Annotated in this window: 20 protein-coding genes; 5 read left to right on the plus strand and 15 right to left on the minus strand. The window is 33.7% G+C overall.

Annotated features, from left to right (window positions below; all coding sequences use genetic code 11):
• Positions 1-20: 20 nt before the first annotated feature.
• Entirely contained in the window at positions 21-1,295 is a 1,275-nt protein-coding gene (gene glyA / locus OD917_RS10555) for a serine hydroxymethyltransferase (RefSeq protein WP_132991450.1), read from the minus strand.
• A 109-nt stretch (positions 1,296-1,404) separates the two neighbouring features.
• Here glyA and fahA point away from each other — a divergent pair, with 109 nt between their 5' ends.
• Positions 1,405-2,688 carry a fumarylacetoacetase gene (fahA, locus tag OD917_RS10560; protein ID WP_263523496.1) on the plus strand — a complete coding sequence of 428 codons (1,284 nt, stop codon included), beginning with the start codon at positions 1,405-1,407 and terminating at the stop codon, positions 2,686-2,688.
• Positions 2,689-2,796: 108 nt separating this feature from the next.
• Here fahA and OD917_RS10565 read toward each other — a convergent pair whose 3' ends face one another.
• Together OD917_RS10565 and OD917_RS10570 are read right to left on the minus strand one after the other, a co-directional pair.
• Positions 2,797-3,981, minus strand: a complete 1,185-nt coding sequence (locus OD917_RS10565; protein ID WP_263523497.1) for an endonuclease/exonuclease/phosphatase family protein — start codon at positions 3,979-3,981, stop codon at positions 2,797-2,799.
• Positions 3,982-4,193: 212 nt separating this feature from the next.
• On the minus strand, positions 4,194-5,234 hold the full coding sequence (locus OD917_RS10570) for an agmatine/peptidylarginine deiminase (RefSeq protein ID WP_263523498.1): 1,041 nt from the start codon (positions 5,232-5,234) through the stop codon (positions 4,194-4,196).
• A gap of 184 nt (positions 5,235-5,418) precedes the next feature.
• On the opposite strand from OD917_RS10570, the gene OD917_RS10575 reads away from it, so the two are divergent.
• Together OD917_RS10575 and OD917_RS10580 are read left to right on the plus strand one after the other, a co-directional pair.
• On the plus strand, positions 5,419-6,936 hold the full coding sequence (locus tag OD917_RS10575) for a choice-of-anchor I family protein (RefSeq protein WP_263523499.1): 1,518 nt from the start codon (positions 5,419-5,421) through the stop codon (positions 6,934-6,936).
• Between the two features lie 203 nt (positions 6,937-7,139).
• The gene (locus OD917_RS10580) at positions 7,140-8,399 is read left to right on the plus strand and encodes an OmpA family protein (RefSeq protein ID WP_263523500.1); all 1,260 of its coding nucleotides are present in this window, start codon (positions 7,140-7,142) and stop codon (positions 8,397-8,399) included.
• Positions 8,400-8,524: 125 nt separating this feature from the next.
• Here the strand turns inward: OD917_RS10580 and OD917_RS10585 are convergent, their stop codons facing one another.
• The 6 genes from OD917_RS10585 to clpB all read right to left on the minus strand — a co-directional run bounded on the left by OD917_RS10585 (position 8,525) and on the right by clpB (position 14,780).
• On the minus strand, positions 8,525-9,415 hold the full coding sequence (locus OD917_RS10585; protein ID WP_263523501.1) for a carbon-nitrogen hydrolase: 891 nt from the start codon (positions 9,413-9,415) through the stop codon (positions 8,525-8,527).
• A gap of 223 nt (positions 9,416-9,638) precedes the next feature.
• Positions 9,639-9,803 (minus strand): type II toxin-antitoxin system RelE/ParE family toxin, encoded by a 165-nt coding sequence (locus tag OD917_RS10590; protein ID WP_263523502.1) that lies wholly within the window; start codon positions 9,801-9,803, stop codon positions 9,639-9,641.
• The gene (locus OD917_RS10595) at positions 9,804-10,073 is read right to left on the minus strand and encodes a hypothetical protein (RefSeq protein WP_263523503.1); all 270 of its coding nucleotides are present in this window, start codon (positions 10,071-10,073) and stop codon (positions 9,804-9,806) included.
• A gap of 137 nt (positions 10,074-10,210) precedes the next feature.
• Entirely contained in the window at positions 10,211-10,624 is a 414-nt protein-coding gene (locus OD917_RS10600; protein ID WP_263523504.1) for a hypothetical protein, read from the minus strand.
• Positions 10,625-10,905: 281 nt separating this feature from the next.
• Positions 10,906-11,784, minus strand: a complete 879-nt coding sequence (locus OD917_RS10605; RefSeq protein ID WP_263523505.1) for a DUF808 domain-containing protein — start codon at positions 11,782-11,784, stop codon at positions 10,906-10,908.
• 398 nt (positions 11,785-12,182) lie between these two features.
• Positions 12,183-14,780 carry an ATP-dependent chaperone ClpB gene (gene clpB / locus OD917_RS10610; RefSeq protein WP_263523506.1) on the minus strand — a complete coding sequence of 866 codons (2,598 nt, stop codon included), beginning with the start codon at positions 14,778-14,780 and terminating at the stop codon, positions 12,183-12,185.
• Positions 14,781-14,985: 205 nt separating this feature from the next.
• Between clpB and ytxJ the strand changes: the two genes are divergently transcribed.
• A complete protein-coding gene (gene ytxJ, locus OD917_RS10615) occupies positions 14,986-15,375 on the plus strand; it encodes a bacillithiol system redox-active protein YtxJ (protein WP_263523507.1) in 390 nt (129 codons plus the stop codon).
• Between the two features lie 91 nt (positions 15,376-15,466).
• On the opposite strand, the gene OD917_RS10620 is transcribed toward ytxJ, so the two are convergent.
• Together OD917_RS10620 and OD917_RS10625 are read right to left on the minus strand one after the other, a co-directional pair.
• Positions 15,467-16,630 (minus strand): hypothetical protein, encoded by a 1,164-nt coding sequence (locus OD917_RS10620; protein WP_263523508.1) that lies wholly within the window; start codon positions 16,628-16,630, stop codon positions 15,467-15,469.
• On the minus strand, positions 16,627-17,625 hold the full coding sequence (locus tag OD917_RS10625; RefSeq protein ID WP_263523509.1) for a DUF2157 domain-containing protein: 999 nt from the start codon (positions 17,623-17,625) through the stop codon (positions 16,627-16,629). The genes OD917_RS10620 and OD917_RS10625 overlap by 4 nt, the downstream gene beginning before the upstream one ends.
• A gap of 228 nt (positions 17,626-17,853) precedes the next feature.
• Between OD917_RS10625 and OD917_RS10630 the strand changes: the two genes are divergently transcribed.
• Complete coding sequence (locus OD917_RS10630; protein ID WP_263523510.1) at positions 17,854-19,170, plus strand: T9SS type A sorting domain-containing protein; 1,317 nt, start codon at positions 17,854-17,856, stop codon at positions 19,168-19,170.
• Between the two features lie 84 nt (positions 19,171-19,254).
• On the opposite strand, the gene argH is transcribed toward OD917_RS10630, so the two are convergent.
• The 4 genes from argH to OD917_RS10650 form a co-directional block, all read right to left on the minus strand.
• Positions 19,255-20,535: an argininosuccinate lyase gene (gene argH, locus OD917_RS10635; protein ID WP_263523511.1), complete on the minus strand. Its 1,281-nt coding sequence runs from the start codon at positions 20,533-20,535 to the stop codon at positions 19,255-19,257.
• A gap of 181 nt (positions 20,536-20,716) precedes the next feature.
• Positions 20,717-21,787, minus strand: coding sequence for a M20 family metallo-hydrolase (locus tag OD917_RS10640; RefSeq protein ID WP_115886814.1), 1,071 nt, complete (start codon positions 21,785-21,787; stop codon positions 20,717-20,719).
• Between the two features lie 247 nt (positions 21,788-22,034).
• Positions 22,035-22,811 (minus strand): acetylglutamate kinase, encoded by a 777-nt coding sequence (argB, locus tag OD917_RS10645; protein ID WP_263523512.1) that lies wholly within the window; start codon positions 22,809-22,811, stop codon positions 22,035-22,037.
• Between the two features lie 93 nt (positions 22,812-22,904).
• Positions 22,905-23,858, minus strand: a complete 954-nt coding sequence (locus OD917_RS10650) for an N-acetylornithine carbamoyltransferase (protein ID WP_263523513.1) — start codon at positions 23,856-23,858, stop codon at positions 22,905-22,907.
• Positions 23,859-23,866 lie beyond the last annotated feature (8 nt).

Genomic DNA, 23,866 nt, shown 5'->3' on the forward strand with positions numbered 1-23,866 from the left:
AACCTTAAACTTTAAACTAATTAATATGCAAAAATTGGTCTTTCGCTCATTAATTCGTTTACTTCTTCAGCAACTTCTTCGATAAGATCTTCGTTTGTGTGATCTGTAAGCACTTTATCGATTAAAGCTACGATAGTTTCCATATCTTTTTCAACTAAACCACGAGTTGTGATTGCAGCTGTACCAACACGAATTCCAGAAGTGATAAATGGAGATTTATCGTCAAAAGGAACCATGTTTTTGTTTACTGTAATTTCAGCTTTTACTAATGCATTTTCAGCTTCTTTACCAGAAATGTTTTTATTTCTTAAGTCAATAAGCATCATATGGTTGTCAGTTCCGCCAGAGATAATGTTGTAACCTCTTTTTACGAAAGCATCAGCCATTGCGTTAGCATTTTTTTGTAATTGCATTGCGTAAGTAAAGAACTCATCTTTTAATGCTTCACCGAAAGCAACCGCTTTAGCAGCGATAATGTGCATTAAAGGTCCACCTTGATTTCCTGGGAAAACAGCTAAATCCAATAATGAAGACATCATTCTAATTTCTCCTTTAGGAGTTGTTAATCCTTGTGGATTTGGGAAATCTTTCCCCATTAAAATAAGACCTCCACGTGGTCCTCTTAATGTTTTATGTGTTGTTGTAGAAACAATATGGCAATGTGGAATTGGATCACTTAATAATCCTTTTGCGATAAGACCAGCTGGGTGAGAAATATCAGCAAATAAGATCGCTCCAACGCTGTCTGCAATTTGTCTGAAACGAGCAAAATCCATATCACGAGAATAAGCCGAAGCTCCAGCGATGATTAATTTTGGCTGTTCTTTAGTTGCAATTTCTTGAATTTTATCATAATCTAAACGACCAGTTTCAGCATCTACACCGTAAAAAACTGGACGATATAAACGTCCTGAGAAATTTACTGGAGAACCGTGAGTTAAGTGACCTCCATGAGATAAATCGAAACCTAAAATAGTATCACCAGGATTTAGACAAGCGTGATAAACAGCTGTATTTGCCTGAGAACCAGAATGAGGCTGTACGTTTGCATATTCAGCGCCAAATAATTCTTTAGCTCTGTCAATAGCAATTTGCTCAATAACGTCAACTACTTCACAACCGCCGTAGTATCTTTTGCCAGGATAACCCTCTGCATATTTATTAGTTAAAACAGACCCTGCTGCTGCCATTACTTCATCACTTACAAAATTCTCTGAAGCGATAAGCTCTAGTCCGTGAATTTGTCTTTCTTTCTCCTCTTGGATAAGATCAAAAATTTGTTCGTCGCGTTGCATTTTTTTGTTTTTCGTTAATTTCACGCAAAAATACAAAAAAACGTTTGTCAAACTGCTAGATTATGATATATTTGACAAGTAATTTTTCAACAAATAATTAACATTAAACATGCCAATAACTGCCAACGATACCAGTAGAAAATCATGGTTAGAAGTGCCAGAAAATAGCGACTTCCCCATCCAGAATATTCCTTTCGGTGTATTTCTTACTAAAGAAAATGTCGTTACCGTAGGAACGCGAATTGGCGATTACGCCATAGATTTAGGGGCTTTACAGCAATTAAACTATTTTGAAGGAATCGAATTAACCGATGATATGTTTATGCAGGATACGCTAAATGATTTTATTTCTGACGGAAAAAAAACATGGCGTTTGGTTCGAAATCGTATCGCAGATATTTTTGACGAGAACAACCCTCAATTACGAGATTCAACAAAACACCGAGATATTGTTATATTTAAAATCGAAGATGTAGAGATGCAATTGCCAGTTTTGATTGGTGATTATACTGACTTCTATTCGAGCAGAGAACACGCTACAAACGTAGGTAAAATGTTCCGCGATCCAGAAAATGCTTTATTGCCAAACTGGCTTCATATTCCAGTTGGATACCACGGAAGAAGTTCAACAATTGTACCTTCTGGAATTCCAGTTCACAGACCAATGGGACAAACTTTACCTGCTGGACATGATACGCCTGTTTTTGGAGCTTCTCGTTTAGTAGATTTTGAATTAGAAACTGCTTTTATTACAACAGATGTTAACGTAATGGGGGAAAATATCCCAACCTACGAAGCAGAAGACTATATTTTCGGAATGGTTTTATTGAATGACTGGAGCGCGCGTGATATTCAGAAATGGGAATATGTGCCTCTTGGGCCATTCTTAGCCAAAAACTTTGCAACTTCAATCTCTCCGTGGATTGTGACAATGGATGCTCTTGAGCCTTTTAGAACTAAAGGCCCTAAACAAGATCCGTCTCCACTTCCTTATTTACAAACAAAAGGAAAAAAAGCTTTTGACATTCATTTAGAAGTTTCAATACAACCTGAAAACCAAGAGGAAACAGTTGTTTCGAAATCAAACTTTAAATATTTATATTGGTCAATGTGCCAGCAATTGGCTCATCACACTTCAAACGGATGTCGTGTAAATTCTGGCGACATGATGGGTTCTGGAACTATTTCTGGTCCAACTCCTGATAGTTTTGGTTCGATGCTAGAATTAACTTGGGGCGGAAAAAATCCGTTGAGATTAAAAGATGGCAGCGAACGTAAATTTATTGAAGATAATGATACGGTTATTATTCGTGGATTCTGCGAAAATACCGAAGTAAGAATTGGTTTTGGAGAAGTTTCTAGCCAATTGCTACCTCCTTTTATTAAACAATGAAGATCAGATCAGTCTGAACAAGAAATATAGAAAACAAAAAACCTTGGTGATCGCCAAGGTTTTTTTATGCTTATATTTAAATCTTTTAAAATTGAAAAGAAAAGTTATTTATTCTAAGACCAACTTTACCCAAACCAAACGATGATCTGAACTTGATTCACGTTTTTCAACTAATTCTGACATTTGTTCATCTTTCGCAGGCCAGAATACCCCACTGTTTATAACTTTAAAACCAAGTCTGGATGGCAAAACATAATCGGCGCGCATTCTCCAAAATGCAGTATGATTAATTCCAAAAGGATTTTCAGGACTATATTCAGCACCACCTTTACTAGCAGGCGTAAAATCGCTATTAATTTTCGGACTTTCTATTAACGATTTTATACCTTCTCTAATAGCGCTTCCTTCAACTGGAGAAGCATTTTGATCACCCAATATAACAAATCGAGAATTTGGATCTAAACCACCTTTTACACCTTTATCATCATAAATGTACGAAGCTGAATTGTCTGAGATATAATCTTTCCAGAATCGGATTTCATCATGATTTCTTTTTCCATTGCGATCTTCATCACCATCAAAAGTAGGAGGAGTTGGATGACTAACTAAGACATGAACTGTTTTATTGTTAATTTGTACAGGAACGTCCCAGTGAGATTTTGAAGACAAAGGGAATTCCTTCCAAGCTTTCTTGCTATACCAATCCGATCCATCTGCTTTTTTAGTAAGCAATGCTCCGGGCATATCTTTCCATTTAAAATGTTGAAAAGTACGAACCGCTTTAGCATCAATAGGATATTTAGACAAAAGCATCATTCCATATTGTCCAGGATACATACCAAATCCCCAAGCATCATTTCCAAAATTATTCAACTTTCCATCGTTGTTCAAATCGTAAGGACTTGGCTGACCAGTATTCACTGTAGAATAATAGTGATAAGGATAATCAATGGCCGTTGCCCCGCCCTGGCTCACGTTCAAGTATTTTTTTATAAAAGCCTTTACACCAAGTTCAGGATCTTTAATGTAATCAAATTCGTTTAGCAGAATAACATCTGGTCTAACAGTTTGAATAATGTGAGCGATATTTTTGATTTGAGCATTATTCCCTGAATTAAGCTGATAAATCAATATCTCCTCCGATTTCCCCATTGCCCCTTTTGGAGAATAATTATCAGATTCCATACTTACATTGTAGGTAGCAAATGTAAGTTCATTTTTATCTTGCAAATCAGACTGTGAAAAAAGAACTCTCGAAGAAAGCAAGAAAAGGATAAAAAATATTTTCTTCATATAAAAAAAATCTGCATTTCTGCATTGTTGAACATACGAATATAAGGAGGTTATTCGGACACATAGCAAATCTGTCTGTTAAATATACAACAAAAAAAGCTGCCACTTTTGGTGACAGCTTAAATAATACAAGAAAGTCTCTGTATATCTGACAATTTTATAGCAGATTAAAAAGATCAAAACGATTACTTTATAATCTGTAGCTACTATTTTTATGCAGGAATCTGCTGACTTAAACAATGTAAAGTTCCAAAACCCCAAATAAAATCAATACAGCTTATTCCGATTACTTCACGATCTGGAAAACATTCTGCTAAGATATTTAAAGCTACACGATCATTGCTATCGTTGAATGTTGGCACTAAAACACAATTATTCAAAATCAAGAAATTAGCATAACTTGCCGGTAAACGTAAATCTTCAAAATCAACACGTTTTGGCATTGGAAGCGCTACAATAACTGGAGATTTTCCGTTTTCTAATTTTGCGTTTTGCAAACGTTTCAAATTATCTTGTAAAGGTTTGTAATTAGAATCGTTTTTATTAGTTTCCACAATAGTTACTATAGTATCTTCATTTACAAATCGGCATAAATCGTCAATATGACCGTGAGTATCATCACCTTCAATTCCATCTCCTAACCAAATTACATTTGTAACTCCAAGATATTCTTTAAAAACTGCTTCGTAATCTTCTTTTGTAAAACCAGCGTTTCGAACCTGAATTGTTGGATGCATTAAACATTCTTCAGATGTTAATAAAGTTCCTTTTCCGTTTACGTCAATCGCTCCTCCTTCAACAATTACTGGTTTTCCTTTATACATTACTTGAGTTAAAGGCACATTAATAAAATCAGCTACTTTACCCGGAACAAATTTGTCTAACTGATAGTTTTTATATTTTGCCCAACCATTGAAATTAAAATTCAACGCTTCTCTTTTCGAACCATTTTTCACAATAATTGGTCCTGAATCACGCATCCAGCTTCTGTTGGTTTTATGAATAATATAGGAAACGTTATCAAGGTTTACGCGAGCTCTTTCAAGCATATCTGCAACTTTCTCTTTTAGTTTTTCATCGGCTACGACCAAAAAAACAGTTTCAAAAGTGGCTACTTTTTTAATAAATTCTACAAAAGCCCATTGAACGGCCTCATATTTTCCAGGCCAATCGTTACCATTATGCGGAAAACACAATACAATTCCTTGCTGTTTTTCCCATTCTGCTGGAAATCTTCTATTATTTGTTGACATAAAGAGGTTCTAATTTAGAAAGTGCAAAGATAAGCATTCGTTAGGATTATAAAACATTTGATTGAAATTCATCTATAATTTCACAATAAATATCCTGCAAAAATTAAGTTAAAGATTAAATAATACCTACTTAATATTTAACAGAAAGCTCAGAATTACTTTTACCAAAACTAAAAACTAACACATGAAAAATTTATCTATCTCATTATTTGCAGCGCTTTTTATTTTGGCGAGCTGTAATAATGACGAAAATTCTAACAACGAACCTGAAGTTGTTGTAAACGAGAACCCAGCAACTTTTAAAGAAATTGGTTCTATTACAATTGGCGGAGAAGCTGCAGCTGAAATTTCTGCTTACTGCGAAAAAACAAAAAGACTTTTTACAGTTAATAACAGCGGTGTAAACCAAATTGATGTTATTGATATCACAGATCCTACAAAGCCAACAAAAATCGGAAAAATTGATTTAGTAGCTTATGAAGGTGCCGCAAACAGTGTTTCTGTTTTTGACGGAAAATTGGCTGTTGCTTTAGAATCTACTGTAAACAAGCAAGGAAATGGAAAAGTAATTGTTTTCAACACTTCAGATTATAGTTTAATCAAACAAGTTACGGTTGGTGCTTTACCAGATATGATTACTTTTTCTCCTGACGGAAAATTCATTATGTCGGCTAACGAAGGGGAACCAAATACAGATTATTCACAAGATCCAAACGGAACGGTTTCTATTATTGAAACTAGCACTTATTCGGTTACTACTTTAGATTTCAGTTCGTTCAGTAGCCAAGCTACTGCTTTGGCAAAAGACGGATTCAGAGTTTCAAAATTCGCTAAGAGTTTCGCTCAGGACATTGAACCAGAATACATTACAATTTCAGATGATTCAAAAACAGCTTGGGTTACTTTACAAGAAAATAATGGTGTTGCAAAAGTTGATTTAACTTCTAAAACAATCACTGCAATTTATCCTTTAGGCTTAAAAGACTACAATACAGCAGAAAATGCTATTGATGTAAGCGATAAAGACGATAAAGTAGCTTTTAATCCTTGGAAAGTAAAAGGACTTTATATGCCAGATGCAATTAGTCATTTTACAGTAAATAATACTCCTTATTTTGTTACTGCAAATGAAGGAGATGCTAGAGAATATGATGCTTATTCTGATGTTAAGCGTATGAAAGACATGACATTGGACGCAACTGCTTTTCCTGATGCAGCGACTTTAAAATTAGAAACAAACTTAGGAAGGCTTAATCTAATTACTGACATGGGAGATACTGACGGTGACGGAGATTTAGACCAAATGGTAAGTTTTGGAGGAAGATCATTTTCAATCTGGAACGGAAATACTGGAAAAATAGTTTTTGACAGTAAAAATGATGTTGACAAAAAAACTAATGAATTAGGAACTTATGACGATAAAAGAAGTGATGATAAAGGTTCTGAGCCAGAAGCTGTAGTAGCAGCTAAAATGGGAACTCAAAATATTTTATTCGTTGGTTTAGAAAGATCTGATGCTTTTATGGTTTATGATACTACAAACCCAACTTCGCCACAATATTTACAAACAGTGAAAACTGGTGACGCTCCAGAAGGAATTTTGTTTATTCCAGCTTCAAAAAGCCCTACTAAAAGAAGCTTATTAGTAGTAAGCAGTGAAGGAGATGGATCTGTTAAAATTTACCAACCAGATTTGAAATAATAAATATATTTCCAGGATAGCAAAAGGGCAAAATGTGAATTTTGCCCTTTTTTTATACCTTCTATTAGACTAATATTAACGGATTTACATAATTAAAAGCCAAAATATGGAAATTATGTAAGTGTATATACAACACATTCTAGAATTCGACCTCTAATTTTGTTCATGAGTTTAATAATAAAAACAATTTAATTTTTGATATCATGAAAAAGAAATTAGTATCAGCCTCTCTATTATTACTATCATTCGCCGCAGGCGCACAAAATATGGCTACCACTTCTACAAAACCTATTGTAGATCAAGAATACAACAAATGGTCGATAGAACTTAATGGCGGGGTTAACAAACCAACTAGAGCAATGACTCCAGGTTACACGACAGAATCTTTAAACTTTTTTCACGGAGATCTAGGTGTAAGATATATGTTTAATCCAAAGTTTGGTGTAAAATTAGATGTTGGTTACGACCAATTTAAAGAGAAAAAAGACACACCCGATTTTGAAAGCCGATATGTTAGAGCAAGTTTGCAAGGAGTTATAAACGTAGGACGCGCTTTAAATTTTGAAACTTGGACTAATACAATTGGTATTTTGGCGCATGGTGGTTTTGGAGTTTCGCAAATTAGTACTGAAACTGGTTTTGGAGGCCAAGATTATATGGCTCATGGAATTGCTGGTTTAACTGGCCAAATCAAATTGAGCAATAGAGTTGCACTTACTGGAGATCTTACGGGAATTATTAATGGAAGACAAAACTGGAACTTTGACGGAATGGGTAACACCACTACAGGTTCTTTTGATGGAATTCTATTAAACGCTTCTGTTGGTTTAACTTTTTACTTAGGTAAAAACGAAAGACACGCTGACTGGGTTGGCGAAGAAGATCGAATTGGTGAATTGGAAAAAAGAGTTGACTTGATCGAAACTGGTCTTTTGGATACAGACAAAGATGGAGTTGCTGATTTATACGATTTAGAACCAAATAGTATTGCTGGAGTTGCCGTTAACACAAAAGGACAATCTATAGACAACAATCAAAATGGTGTTCCTGATGAGTTAGAAAGCTATTTAGACAAAACTTATGAAAAGAAAGGTTCTGGAACAGCAACAAACAATACTGTTGAAGAATTAATCAATGGAGGTTATGTAAATGTATATTTCGATTTCAATTCGTCAAAACCTACAAACGCTTCTTTATCTGGTGTTGATTTCTTAGTGAAATACTTAAAAAACAATCCAGGGAAATCAGCTGATATTATTGGATATGCTGACGAAATTGGAAACACTAACTATAACACAGAATTGTCTAGAAAAAGAGCTGAAGCTGTGAAAAAAGTAGCTATAAATGCAGGAATTGATGCATCAAGATTGAATGTAATTGCTAATGGAGAAGATACTTCTGTTAACAAAAATTCTAAAGAGGCACGTCAGATCGTGAGAAGAGTTACTTTCCAAGTAAAATAATCTTATTCTAATATATATTTAAAAAGGCGGTTTCAAAATATTGAAACTGCCTTCTTTATTTGACTCAAAGCAAAAAAGGACAAAATATACACTTTGTCCTTTTATTATATTTGAGATAAATCTAATTATTTATCGATTGCTCTTTTTACAATATCTCCAAAAGCATCAATTCTTCTATCTCTAAAGAATGGCCAGTTTTGACGAACGTTTTCTTGTAAATCTAAATCAACCTCAGCAATTAAGATTTCTTCTTTATCGTGAGACGCTTGCGCTAAAATTTCACCTTGTGGTCCTGCAATGAAAGAAGCTCCCCAGAACTGAATTCCTTCCGTTCCGTCGATATATTTTTCTAAACCAATTCTGTTTGCTGCTGCAACGAAAACACCGTTTGCAACGGCGTGACCTTTCATTACGTTCATCCAAGCTCCATATTGGTTTTCTCCATATTGTTCTTTTTCTTTAGGATGCCATCCAATAGCTGTTGGATAAAATAAAACCTCAGCACCTTTAAGTGCTGTAATACGAGCAGCTTCTGGGTACCATTGATCCCAGCAGATCAAAGTTCCAACAGTTCCTTTTTTAGTTTCAATAGCTTGGAAACCTAAATCCCCAGGCGTAAAATAGAATTTTTCATAGAAATGAGGATCGTCTGGAATATGCATTTTGCGGTATAAACCAGCTTCTGTCCCATCTGTATCGATGATGTAAGCACTGTTATGGTAAATTCCAGCCATTCTTTTTTCGAAGAAAGGAACAATAATAACTACTCCTAATTCTTTAGCCAATTCGCTAAAAGCAATAAATGAAGTACTGTATAATGGCTCCGCTAATGCAAAATTATCAACATCTTCGCTTTGGCAGAAATAATGACTGCTATATAATTCAGGAAGTAAGATAACTTCTGCTCCTTGACTTGCAGCATCTCTTACCCAGCTGATACATTTTTTAAGATTATTTTCGGCAACATCATTCAGATTTAACTGAATAACTGATATTTTATATTTTCTTTTCGGCATGACATAAAATTTAGAGTGCAAAAATAGTAAATTTTAGAGGAATGGCAAAGTTAGGTTTTATCTCAAACACATAAAAAAAAGAGCTCTAAAAAAGCTCTACTCCATCTGACTATTCGGAAAACGTTTCATTGAAAATATTTTCACAATGAAAACCGTACCATCTATTTCTTTATAAAGCATCTTATAATCTCTAACAATAATCTTTCTATATTCTGGTTCAATTTCATCTTTCTGATACTGTTCTGCAAAAACTAAGCTTTTTAACTGCTTCTAGAATATCAGCTTTTACATTTAAAGCTCCTTGAGGTGATTTCTGTTTATAAAATGTATAAATCGCTTTTAATTGTTCTTTGGCAGAATTTGCCCAAATAACTTTTACTCTGCCCATTTACCAATTTTCAGATTCTTTTTCTAAATCTTCTTGCGAAATTACGTTTCCGGTTCTAATTTCGTTTTCGGCATTTGCCAACTCAGATTTATACTCAGATCTAGTAATAGGTTTTCCATCAACTGAAAAAGCAACTATTTCATCTTCTTGGTAACTTTCAATTACCGCTTTCACAACCTTTAAAAGACGTTCATCTGCTGTATTTATATATTCTAAAATACTATCTCTCAATTCCAAAGCTCCCATAATCATATTATTTTTATAATTCAAAGATAAGATTTTAAGGTAGACTTTAAAATTTATAGATTTTAAATATTTAATAAATAAAAAAACCATTTTACATCAGCTTAAAAATAAACTTCTCTAAAATGGCTTTCAACCTAAAAAAATATCAACTAAACTAGTTGTTATTCAATCACAACTTTTTGAGTAAGGAATTCAGTTTCTGATTTTTTGAATTTGATCTCTACAGTTCCTTTTGCAGTTGGTTTAATTTTGTAAACTGTTTTCTTTGGTTCTGGAACTTGTTGTGTACAAACTTCTGCTGGATATTTAGCAATTACTTGTAATCCTTTTACTGATCCGATTGTAACTTCAGAGATTTTATCGAATTCTGCGCAAGAATTATCTACTACATAAGTTACTTCATAACTTAATTCGTCATTTACTTTTCCAGTTGCTGGTCCTTTGATTTCTGTTACTAAAGCAGCTTTTGTAGTTGGAACTGGTGTTTTGTCGTTGTCATCATCATTACTGCATGAAACAAATGTAATTGATAAAAATAATACTACTAAAACAGATTTTAATCTAAAACTTTTCATATAAAATAATAATTAATTGTTAATTACTATGAAGATGTGGCTAAATTGAAAAGGTTGCTTTGAGGAAATGTTATTTTTTTTCAGAAAACAATTAATCATTTGTAAATCAAAAACTTATTTATCAAAAAAAATTAATGATTTTATCTCATTTTCTTATAAAAAAATAAAAATTCTCGCTTAGACCCGATAGAACTTGAAGCAAAAAATGTTTTATTTCTACATCAAAAAAAAACACCAATCTTTCGACTGGTGTTTCTTTTAAATATATGCTTACAGCTATATTATGCTGTTTTCTTTTGGAATATTTTTTTGAAAAGATTCACAATTCCTAAAACAATAAAACCAATTATCAGCCCGATTGCGAACTCTTTTATGATTGAAGGGAAGTTTGGCAGCAAGTGGTGAAAAAATTCAATATTATGAACAAATAATCCTCCAGCCACTAAAATTAAAGCAATTGTTCCAATTACGGTTAATGCTTTAATTACTTTTGGAAGTGCTTGAACTAATATATTACCAACACTTTTTAAAAGACTTTTTTCTTTTTTACTATGCTGAATCATTTTAAAACCAACTTCATCCATACGAACAATAAGCGCTACAATTCCGTAAACTCCAACCGTAGCAATAACTGCAATAATAGAAACAGTAATGATTTGCGATAATAATGGTTTCCCAATCACTGTTCCTAAAGCAATGATTACAATTTCTACAGAAAGAATAAAATCAGTCACAATTGCCGATTTAACTTTGTCTTTTTCAATTACTAAAATTTCTTCTTCAGTAAGTACTTCATCAGTTATTCCTTCCGATTCTTCGTGTGCGTGAGGAACTATAAATTCGTAGATTTTCTCAGCTCCTTCATAAGCTAAAAACAATCCTCCCAATACCAAAATTACCATAATAGCAATTGGAAAAAATGCACTTAACAAAAATGCAATTGGAAGAATAATGATTTTATTTAATAAGGAACCTTTACTAATTGCCCACAAAACAGGAAGTTCTCTTGATGAAGCAAATCCAGAAGCTTTTTCAGCATTTACTGCTAAATCATCACCAAGAATTCCGGCTGTTTTTTTTGCTGCAACTTTGCTCATTACTGCAACGTCATCCATTATTGCTGCGATATCATCTAATAGTGCGAAAAAACCTGAACCCATTTTTTAAATTTATTTTTAGTGATGCGAATCTAGACATTTTGACTTAATCTGCCCAATAATATTACATCAAAATTTATCTTTTTATTCGTATTTTTCTGTATAGGATTTTTAATTGCATTGACCTAAAAGAACCCAAAGAATGATAAAAACTATGATGGTTCCAAAACATCCGCCTCCTAATTTTTTAGCACCGTATCCTGCTAATAATCCTCTAAATATATTGTTCATAATCTTTCATTTTTAAATTAATAATTTGCTGATTTTTACAAACTTAAAATTGGATATTTCTTCAAAATTTATTGTTATAAAAATTATCCAAAAAGTTTCAGAATTCACGGCAAAAAAAAAGCACCAGCTTTGATACTGATGCTTTTAAGATTAACCAAATGAAAAAAAAATTAATTAGCTGTCTGGTTTCTAAAAACCAATTTGCCATCGAAAGCATCTAATAAAATAATGCTGTCTGTCGTTATATTTCCTGCCAAAATCTCTTTTGACAATTGATTTAAAACTTCTCTTTGAACTACACGCTTAACAGGTCTCGCTCCAAATTGCGGATCATATCCTTTGTCTGACAAGTAAGCGATAGCTTCTGGAGTTGCATCCATTGTAATACCTTGCTGAGCCAGCATTTTTGTAACTCCTTTCAATTGTAAGCTAACAATTCTTGAAATATTTTCTACCGTAAGTGGCGTAAACATTACAATTTCGTCAATACGGTTGATAAACTCTGGACGAACAGTTTGTTTCAGTAATCCTAAAACTTCATTTTTCGCAGCTTCTGTTGCCGCTTCTACTCCGCCTTTTAGATTTTCGAATTTCTCCTGAATAATCTGGCTTCCCATATTAGACGTCATGATGATAATCGTGTTTTTGAAATCGGCCAAACGTCCTTTGTTATCTGTCAATCGACCTTCATCTAGAACTTGCAATAAAATATTGAAAGTATCTGGATGCGCTTTTTCGATCTCATCTAACAAAATCACAGAATATGGTTTTCTACGAACCGCTTCTGTCAATTGTCCGCCTTCATCATAACCTACATATCCTGGAGGTGCACCAACCAAACGGCTCACACTATGACGTTCTTGATACTCACTCATATCGATACGCGTCATCGCATTTTCGTCATCAAAAAGATATTCTGCTAAAGCTTTTGCTAATTCGGTTTTACCCACTCCTGTTGTTCCTAAGAATAGGAATGTTCCAACAGGTTTCTTCATATCCTGTAAACCGGCGCGACTTCTACGAACTGCATCACTCACCGCTTCTATCGCTTCTTCTTGACCTACTACACGTTTGTGTAATTCATCTTCCAAATGCAATAGCTTTTCTCTTTCCGTTTGAAGCATTTTTGTAACTGGAATTCCAGTCCATTTTGCTACAACTTCTGCAATATCTTCTCTAGTTACTTCTTCTTTAATTAAAGAATTTCCAGATTGAAACTCTTGCAATTGCTTTTGCAAAGATTCCTGACGTTCTTGAGCTTCTTTGATTTTTCCGTAACGAATTTCAGCTACTTTTCCATAATCACCTTCGCGTTCTGCACGTTCAGCTTCATATTTAAAGTCTTCGATTTCATGTTTTACAGCTTGAATTCCGTCAACGATATCTTTTTCCTGTTTCCATTTTGCGTAGATTTCGTTTCGTTCTTCTTTCAAGTTGGCCAATTCCATACCTAAAATCTTCAGCTTGCTTTCTTCTTTTTCACGCTTAATGGCTTCAATCTCAATTTCTAATTGCATGATTTTACGATCCAAAACATCTAATTCTTCTGGTTTTGAATTGATTTCCATACGCAATTTAGAAGCTGCTTCGTCCATTAAATCGATCGCTTTATCTGGTAAAAAACGATTCGTAATATATCTTTGCGAAAGTTCAACAGCTGCAATAATTGCTTCGTCTTTGATTTGAACTTTATGGTGCGTTTCGTATTTTTCTTTGATTCCACGAAGAATTGAAACTGCACTTTCTGTATCTGGTTCGTCAATTAATACCTTTTGGAAACGTCTTTCAAGCGCTTTATCTTTCTCAAAATATTTTTGATATTCATCTAAAGTCGTTGCTCCAATAGCTCTCAATTCTCCACGAGCCAAAGCAGGTTTCAAGATGTTCGCCGCGTCCATTGCGCCTTCACCTCCACCTGCACCTACAAGCGTATGAATCTCATCAATAAACAAAACGATATCACCTTCTGCAGCTGTAACTTCTTTTACAACCGATTTTAAACGTTCTTCAAATTCTCCTTTATATTTCGCTCCAGCAATCAAAGCTCCCATATCTAGTGAGAAAACGATTTTTTCTTTTAAGTTTTCTGGAACGTCACCGTCCACAATTCTATGCGCTAAACCTTCTGCAATCGCCGTTTTACCAACTCCAGGTTCACCAATAAGCATTGGATTGTTTTTAGTTCTACGAGTCAAAATTTGCAAGACACGTCGAATTTCTTCGTCACGCCCAATAACTGGATCAAGTTTTCCTGTTCTTGCTAATTCGTTTAAGTTTTTAGCGTATTTATTAAGCGAATTATAGGTTTCTTCTGCCGAAGCCGAAGTTACTCTTTCGCCTTTTCTTAATTCTTCAATAGCTGCTTTCAGACCTTTACCCGTAACGCCTTGATCTTTTAAAATCTGAGAAACTCTGCTTTTAGAGTCAAAAATGGCTAAAATTAAATGTTCGATCGAAACGTATTCGTCGTTCATTTTTTGTGCAATGATTTCAGCTTCATTCAAAGCTTTATTAGCATCTCTTGAAAGCATAATTTCACCTCCAGAAACTTTTGGAAAACTCTGAATTGTACTGTCTAAAATTTGTAAAAACAACGGCACATTTACATTTAGTTTTTTCAAAATAAATGGCGCCACGTTTTCATCAACTTCAAAAATAGCTTTGAAAATGTGTTCATTTTCAATTTGCTGCTGGCCATTTCGTTGCGCTAATTGTTGAGACAACTGAATGGCTTCCTGCGATTTAATAGTAAACTTATTTATATTCATATTTTTACGATTTGATTGATTTTAAATGTTTGAAATTTATAAGATTAAAGTTACGATTTATTGAGGCACGTTATTAACTCAAAATAATTTAACTTTGTAATCCAATAGACAAATTATATTCCATAGTAAAAAAACAGACAAAATGACGTTAAAAATCAGCATTTATCGATTTTAACACGTCAAAAAGTCATAAAACAAGCCAAATATGAGTTTTTTTAATTCAATCTTCGGAAGTTCAGAGAACTCAGAAGCTTCAAAAAATAAAGTAAACTGGACAGAATTGACAGATATTCTTCAACTACAGGAAATCGAAGCCGTTTCTGCAGAAAAGCCAGTTGTTATTTTTAAACATAGTACAAGATGCAGTATTAGCCGAATGGCTTTAAAACAATTTGAAAGAGAATTTGATCTTGAAGAAACAGTTGATCCGTACTTTTTAGATTTGATTGCAAATAGAGACATTTCAAACGAAATTGCAAGCAGATTTGGTGTTTATCACGAATCTCCACAATTGATTTTAATTAAAAACGGAAAAGCAGTTTATAATGTTTCTCACAGCGATATTGATGCTGAAGCATTGAAAAGCAAAGTATAGTCTTCTGTAATATGTAAAAATGTAAAAAGTGAGATGTATCAATAAATTTACATCTCACTTTTACTTTTTATAATTAACCATTTACAATTAATCAAAAGCTTTCTCCCGCTCCGCCTCCGCTGAAACCTCCATCTCCAAATTCCATTGGAGAAACCGTTTTTACTTCAGGTTTCATTCCGAAAGTTGAAGCTACTACTAAAGCTTCTGCATTTAAAAGAGAATCCGAATGATTGATTCTGTCTGGTTTAAACGTTAATCCGCTCTCTTTTTCTTTTAATTTTTTAATTGAAAAATAAGCTATTGCAAATAAAACTACTCCGCCCAGAGTTAATGCCACTTCAATTGGCAAAACAGAGTGATAAAATCGAATGGTATAAATTGAAAATGCAATAGTTAAAAAGCTCATCCAAAGCATTATTCTATCTTTTGTTTTTAATGCCTGAACCAAATAAACTATCGGAACAATGAAAGTAAATCCGTAGAAGAAAAAAGCAAACGGAATATCTGTTCCTGGCTTAACTTCGACGCCTAAAAGTTCCGCAGAAAGCTCTCTTACAACTAAGTAATTACAAGAAAGGTAAAACAAAACCAAACAAAAGCTATTTGCTAATAAAAGTCCGTTGTAGTAGTAATTTTCTTTTAAATCATTAATTAGCTTTTTCGTTAAAAAGTAAAAAACTCCTGCAAAAATCATTGCTGTAAACGGTAAAATAGCTTTTCCAATATCGCCAAATTCAAACATTCCAAAAAACAAAAAAGCAGTTACAGCTAAACAAAATACCAACATTGACAATACATGCAAATACCTTAAAAACATAAATAATGATATTACGGCCACAAAAAAAGCAATGACTAATTCGTAACCTTCTGTTGTAATTCCGATAGCACAGCCAACATTTAAAATTGTTCCTAATATAAATGCATCATCTAAACCATGTGCATGAAAATGCTGTTTTCCTAATAATTCAGATCCGCAAAAACCAATAGCAGCAAAAATGTAAAAACAAATTTGGAAATAAATATGCTCAGAATTTATACCAAACAAAGAAACCATTCCGCAAATAGAACCATACAGCATGCTTCCCAATAAAAAGAAACCAATTCTAACTAAAATATTGTTTTGAGTCTTCAAAACTGGCAATTCTTTTTCTATAAACTTCTTTTGGTCTTTACTAATAAAACCTCCTTTGTATAAAGTATCTGTTTCACCTACTAAAGCTTCATTTTGCAATACTTGTTTATCGTATACTATCATTCTGTTATTTCTTTATGGAAGTTTTTAATTAGCTTAATAAACATTATAATTGAGCCTACAAAATAAGCTGGAAGCAGGAAAATAAACAATTCCCATATATCAGAAAAATCAACATCTTCAAAGATTCTAAACAAAAATATGTTTCCTCCGATATAGGCATAAACAATCATAAATACATACAAAGACACTGCTTTATGGTCATAACTTGCTTTATAAAAATAATAAGTTGAACCAGCTAAAATAAGCGCAAATATCAACCATGTAATTGTATCATAATTAGTTAAGTTTGCAATTGCAGCAATACTGATAATGTGCAAAGCAAAAGTTAGAAAAACCAAACCAAAGTGTGTTTTAAGAGAAATTCGACGGCTGTAAATTGTCCATAAAATCAACAACACACCTAGCATAACTGCTGAATAACTCAAATTTTGACTGGCATAAAAATCATTATTACTTAACAAATCCTGAGGTGTTACCGAAAGACCAACATAAGCTGCCAAACCAGTAATGGCGATTGTCAAGACACTTCTATTATCAAAATAATAAGCACAGAAGAAACTCACTATTGTTGGGACTAAAGTTGCCAATCCGTAATGCTCTCCAAAAGGTTTATATTGAAATTGAAGATATCCAATAAAAATACAAGTCAATATATTACCACCTAAAACAAGATATTCTAAAACGGGATGCTCAAAAGTGGTTTCTTCTTTCTGAAATCCTTTAGAATGTTTGAAACAGTAGAAAAAACAAACTACAATAACAATTAAAAGTACCGCAAGAATTGCAATATGACCTATTGAATCAATGTTTTCATAAATCAAAATTCCTATTCCTGAAGTAAATAGCAGTACTGATAAATACAGAAAAAGCTTTAATTCTGCGTTGAGCGAAAATATATTTAAATTTCGGTAAGCTTTAATTTCTTCAAACTGATTTTCTGTGATTAATCCTTTCTCAAAAAGATCGAAAGTTGACTTTTCTTTAAATTTTTCCATTGGTACAATTTAAATTGATGTATCAAATATATATATAATTAGCATGAATTTTCTTCTTTTGGCTCAAAATTCCTTTTATTATCTGGAAGCACAAAGTATTATTACTTTTATAATCAAAATCTTAAAATATAAAATATTTGACAATTTAATTCAAAATTATTTTTATTCTTTTACATTTGTGCAATCGATTACAACAAACATAAAACCACAAAAAACCACACTTAAAAAATGAAAACAAAACTTATTTTATTGGCATTGCTTCTGCCTTGCTCCTTTCTGTTTGCTCAAAACTATTATATGAGCACTCCAGAGGGATTTGGAGCTTCTGCAACTGGAGGCGGAAGTGCTACTCCTGTGACAGTGTCTACTTTAACCGATTTAATGGCTAAATTAAAATTAACAACTCCGCAAGTCATTTTAGTTTCAGGAACTATAAATTGTACCTATACAAGCCTACAAGTAAATGATAAAACCATAATTGGTCTTCCAGGCGCTCGCTTAGTCAATTTGGATCAAACTGCTGCAGGTTCAGGAATTTTGAGTTTAAAACCAGGATCTAACAATATTATTATCAGAAATTTAATTTTTGAAGGACCTGGCGCGTATGATGTTGACGGGCGTGATAATCTGACTTCTGAAGCTACCAATCTTTGGGTTGACCATTGCGAATTTCAAGACGGAATGGATGGTAATTTTGACAATAAAGGCACTGCAGATAACGTAACTATTTCTTGGTGCAAATTCACTTATTTGAAAGCTCCAAAAGCTGGAGGTTCTGGCGGAGCTGATGATCACCGTTTTTCTAATTTGGTAGGTTCTTCTAAAACGGATGCTCCTTCAGACGGACATTATAGCATTACTTTTAAAAATTGCTATTGGGCAGAAGGCTGTAGAGAAAGAATGCCAAGAGCTAGAAATGCAGAACTTCATATTCTAAACTGCTACTACAACACTTCTGTTTCGAGCTCATTAGCTATTGGTTTAGGAGGCGGAAACAATAATACAACTTGTTATGTTGAAGGAACTGATTTTGCTAAAATTGGAACTGCTTTTAAAAGTTATGTAAGTACTGATGGCGGTACAATTGGGATTAGTTTCACCAATTGTTTAAATACACCTGCAAATTCAGGAACTACTGTAACAAAGCCTTCTTATAATTATACTGTCTTATCAACTTCAAATGTTGCAGAATATATTTCGAATGCGACTTGTGGCGCTGGAGCAACGCTACAAGTTAGCAATCAAGGCGCTATATCTACAAGCTGTAACAATTTAGGATTAAACGATAATGTCAATAACTTGGATTTAAAATATTATCCTTCAGTAATCAATCGCCTTTTAAACATTGATTTTTCAAGTTCTGACACCGGTTTGGCCGAAGTTAATTTATTTGCGTCAAATGGATCAAAAGTATATTCTCAGTCAAAAAATATTTCTCCAGATGAAAGACTAGAACTAAATGTTGGAAATCTTTCTAAAGGAATTTACATCTGCAAAGTTCAAATCGAAAACCGAAGCAAAACTTTTAAACTGGTGAAAAACTAAAATTTACTCCATAAAAAAAGGTCATTGAAATAAATCAATGACCTTTTTACTTTTTACAGCTCACTTTTTACATCTAACGAGATATTAAAAAGCCGCTTTCATTTTATCTTTAATCGCATCTAAGCATAAGTTATTAATACTTCCTTCGTGCGTATGTTTTGTTTCTTTTGGAGATTTGTACGTCCCTGCTTCTAATTGTTCTGCAACAGCTTTGTAGGCATCTCTAAACGGCATTCCTGCAACAACCATTTCGTTTAAAGTATCTACCGTAAACAAATAATCGTATTTTTTATCTTCTAAAATATGATCTTTTACTGTAATATCTTTAATTGAAAATATTGCAATATCTAAACAAGCTTTTAGGTTTTGAATCGCAGGGAACAAACCTTCTTTCAAAAGCTGTAAATCTCTATGATAACCGCTTGGAAGATTGTTTGTAATCAAAGTAATTTCGTAAGGAAGTGCTTGAATCTTATTACATTTTCCTCTGATTAATTCGAAAACGTCTGGATTCTTTTTATGAGGCATAATGCTTGAACCTGTTGTAAGATGCGCCGGAAGACCAATAAAATCGAAATTCTGACTCATATACAAACACACATCCATTGAAAATTTAGCTAACGTGGCTGCAACACTACTCATTGCAAAAGCAACTGTTTTCTCTGATTTACCACGGCTCATTTGAGCTGCAACCGAATTGTATTTTAAAGTTTCAAAACCTAACTCTTGTGTTGTAAATGTTCTGTTGATTGGAAAAGAGCTTCCGTAACCCGCAGCAGAACCTAACGGATTTTGATCTATAATTTTCAAGGCTGCATTCAGCATAGTAATGTCGTCAATCAAAGTTTCTGCATAAGCGGAAAACCACATTCCGAAAGATGACGGCATCGCGATTTGCAAATGTGTATAACCTGGCAATAAAACATTTTGGTGTTTTTCTGCAGATTCCATCATTAAGTCAAAAAGTGTTTTTATTTGTTCTTTTAACTCTTTTACAACGTCTTTAAGATATAAATTTACATCTACTAAAACCTGATCATTACGAGAACGCGCGGTATGGATTTTCTTTCCTGCATCACCAAGTTTTACCGTTAGAAGATATTCGATTTTAGAATGTACGTCTTCGAAACTGTCTTCGATTTCGAAATTTCCAACTACGATATCTGCGATGATTTCGTTTAATGCATCAACCAAAGAAGTTGTTTCTTCAGTAGTTAATAAACCAATCTGTCCTAACATTTTGGCATGAGCGATTGAACCTAAAGCATCGTATTTTGCTAAAACCAAATCCAGTTCGCGGTCGTTTCCTACTGTGAATTGCTCGATTTGTTTATCTGTTGGTATTCCTTTTTCCCAAAGTTTCATAAGATGTATGTTTTTTGTTTCACAGAGATACTCAAAGGTTCTCAGAGATTCACAAAGTTTCTTTTTACTTAATGTTTCTAAGTTCCTTAGTGTCCTAGCCCCGATAGTAGTGGAAATCCTTTTGTGCCGGGGTTCGGCACAAAAGATTGGAACGGATAGCGGGATTAGCTCCTAAAAAATATTATAATTTAAAGAAATCAGTTAGTATTTTAATATACAAATCGACTCCTTCTTCAATTTCATTTATAAAAATAAATTCGTCTGCTGAATGCGAACGTAACGTTTCTCCTGGCCCAAGTTTCAAAGACTGACAACTTAAAACAGATTGATCTGAAAGTGTTGGCGAACCATAAGTTGTTCTTCCTAAAGCAATTCCGGCCTGAACCAAACCGTGCGCAACTGGAATAGATGAAGCGTTTAAGTGCATTGATCTTGGTGTTACTTCGGCATTTACATTTGCTTTTACTACTTCCAAAATTTCAGCGTTTGTGTAGCGATCTGTTACACGAATGTCAACCACTAAATCACATTCTGATGGCACTACATTATGCTGTTTTCCTGCATTGATCTGCGTAACGGTCATTTTAACTGGCCCTAAAACGTCTGAGATTTTATCGAATTTATAGTTTTTAAACCATTCCATTACTGGAATTGATTTGTATAAAGCGTTATCATCGTTTTGATGTGCGGCGTGGCTTGCAGTTCCTTTTACTTTTACATCTAAAACTAAAAGTCCTTTTTCTGCAACTGCCAATTGCATTAAAGTTGGTTCTCCAACGATAGCGCAATCTAATTCTGGTAAACTTTTTAAAACACTGTTTAATCCATTTTTTCCGCTACTTTCTTCTTCAGCAGAAGCTACAATTACAATATTGTGAGAAAGATTTTGATTTTCGTAAAAATGTACAAAAGTTGCTAATAACGAAACCAAACAGCCTCCTGCATCATTACTTCCTAAACCGAATAGTTTTCCGTCTTTTTCAATTGCTTTAAACGGATCGTTTGTGTATGCCTGATTTGGTCGTACCGTATCGTGATGTGAGTTTAATAAAAGTGTCGGTTTGTTTTCGTCGAAATATTTGTTGAAAGCCCACACATTGTTGTTTTCTCTCTTGAAAGGAATTTCATTCTGATTGAACCAATTTTCGATTAAAAGAGCTGTTTGGTCTTCTTCACTTGAAAATGAAGGGGTTTCGATTAAGCTTTTTAATAAACTAATTGCTTCCTGGGTAAGCGTATCTATATTTTTCATTTTAATAAGGTTCAAAGGCTCAAAGGGACAAAGCAGCAAAGTTTTTGAGCTTTCCTTTGACCATTTTTACTTGCGCAAATTTATTTAAAATACCTTGTGCGCTCTATTTTTTTGCCACTAATTACACGGATTTTCAAACATTATTTTTTTATCACAGATTTAAAATCAAAATGAACTTTTTAGCGTGCATCTAAAATTATTTTCTCTTTTAACAGCAAAAATTAATGTCAATTCGTGGCTACATTTTTTATAATGTAATCGTTGTATGCGGAATATCTGAATTTTGAAGCATTCTGTGATGTCCAATTTTGATTTTCTGCACACCTCTTGATAAACTATTAAAACAGTTATCTAATTTTGGAATCATTCCAGAATGGATTACTTTTTCTGCTTTTAGTTTTTGATATAAAGCTTCGTTGATTTCTGTAATTACAGAAGAATCGTCTTCTGAATCTTGTAAAACGCCTTGTTTTTCAAAACAATATGTCAACGTAACATCAAAAACTTCAGATAAAGCGATTGACAATTCGCTTGCAATTGTATCTGCATTTGTATTTAATAATTGCCCGTTTTTATCGTGTGTAATTGCACAGAAAACAGGAACAACTCCAGCTTCTAATAAAGTTGCCAGTAATTTGGTGTTGACTTGTTTTACATCACCTACAAATCCGTAATCGATTGTTGGGTGATTTCTTTTTATTGACTGAATTAAATTTCCGTCAGCTCCAGAAAAACCAATTGCGTTATTATCTTTTGCCTGCAATTGCGCCACAATATGTTTATTGATTTGTCCTGCATAAATCATCACGACAACATCAAGCATTGGAGCATCTGTAATTCGGCGTCCATCAATCATTTGTGGAACTAATCCAATACTCTGAGCCATTTTCGTAGCCGATTTTCCACCGCCGTGAACTAAAACTTTATAGCCTTCTATTTTAGAAAAATCGGTTAAGAATTGTTCTAATTCTGTCGGATTGTCGATGATGTTTCCACCTATTTTGATTACGGTAACTTTCTTCATGAGGTTCTAAGTTGCTAAGGTTCTAAGGGACTAAGGCTTTTGCTCATCGTTTCTTAGCATCTTAGAAACTTAGAACCTTAGCACCTCAAAAAACTATATTTTTTTAAGAATCTTTTGTAAAACTAATTGTGCTGAATATGTTCTATTATTTGCCTGTTCAATTACGATTGAATTTTCTCCGTCTAAAACTTCATCGCTTACAATTACATTACGACGAACAGGAAGACAGTGCATGAATTTTCCATTGTTGGTTAAAGCCATTTTCTCTGCAGTAACTGTCCAATTCGGATCGCTATTGGTTACTTTTCCGTAATCGTTGAAATTACTCCAGTTTTTTACATAAACGAAATCAGCGTTTTCAAATGCTTTGTTTTGATCGTATTCGATTTTACAGTCTTGTGTGATTTCTGGACTTAATTCATAACCTTCTGGGTGCGTGATTACAAAATCCATGTCTTTTTGCATTTGCATCATTTCTACAAATGAATTCGCAACTGCCTGAGGCAACGCTTTTGGATGAGGCGCCCACGAAAGCACTACTTTTGGTTTGTTTTTGTGTCTAGGTTTGAATTCTTCCATTGTAATCGCGTCTGCAAGTGACTGTAATGGGTGACGGATAGCGCTTTCCATATTTACGATTGGCACAGTAGCGTATTTCAAAAATCCTGAAATTACAGTTTCTTGATAATCTTTTTCTTTGTCTACTAAACCAGCAAAAGCACGAATGGCAATAATATCACAGTATTGCGAAACTACTTCTGCCGCTTCTTTAATGTGTTCTGAAGCACCAGAATTCATAACAGCTCCATCTTCGAATTCCAATGTCCAGCCTTCATTGGTAAAATTCATTACCATAACGTTCATTCCTAAGTTCATTGCTGCTTTTTGAGTACTCAAACGTGTTCTCAAACTCGGATTGAAAAATAACATTCCAAGAGTTTTATTCTTCCCTAAACTTTGATTTTTAAGCGGATTCTTTTTGATTTTGATCGCTTGTTTTACCCATTTTGATAATGAGTTGATGTCTTTTATTGAAATATAGTTCATCTTCTTGT

It is taken from the genome of Flavobacterium sp. SH_e, from assembly GCF_025717045.1.
Lineage (GTDB): Bacteria > Bacteroidota > Bacteroidia > Flavobacteriales > Flavobacteriaceae > Flavobacterium.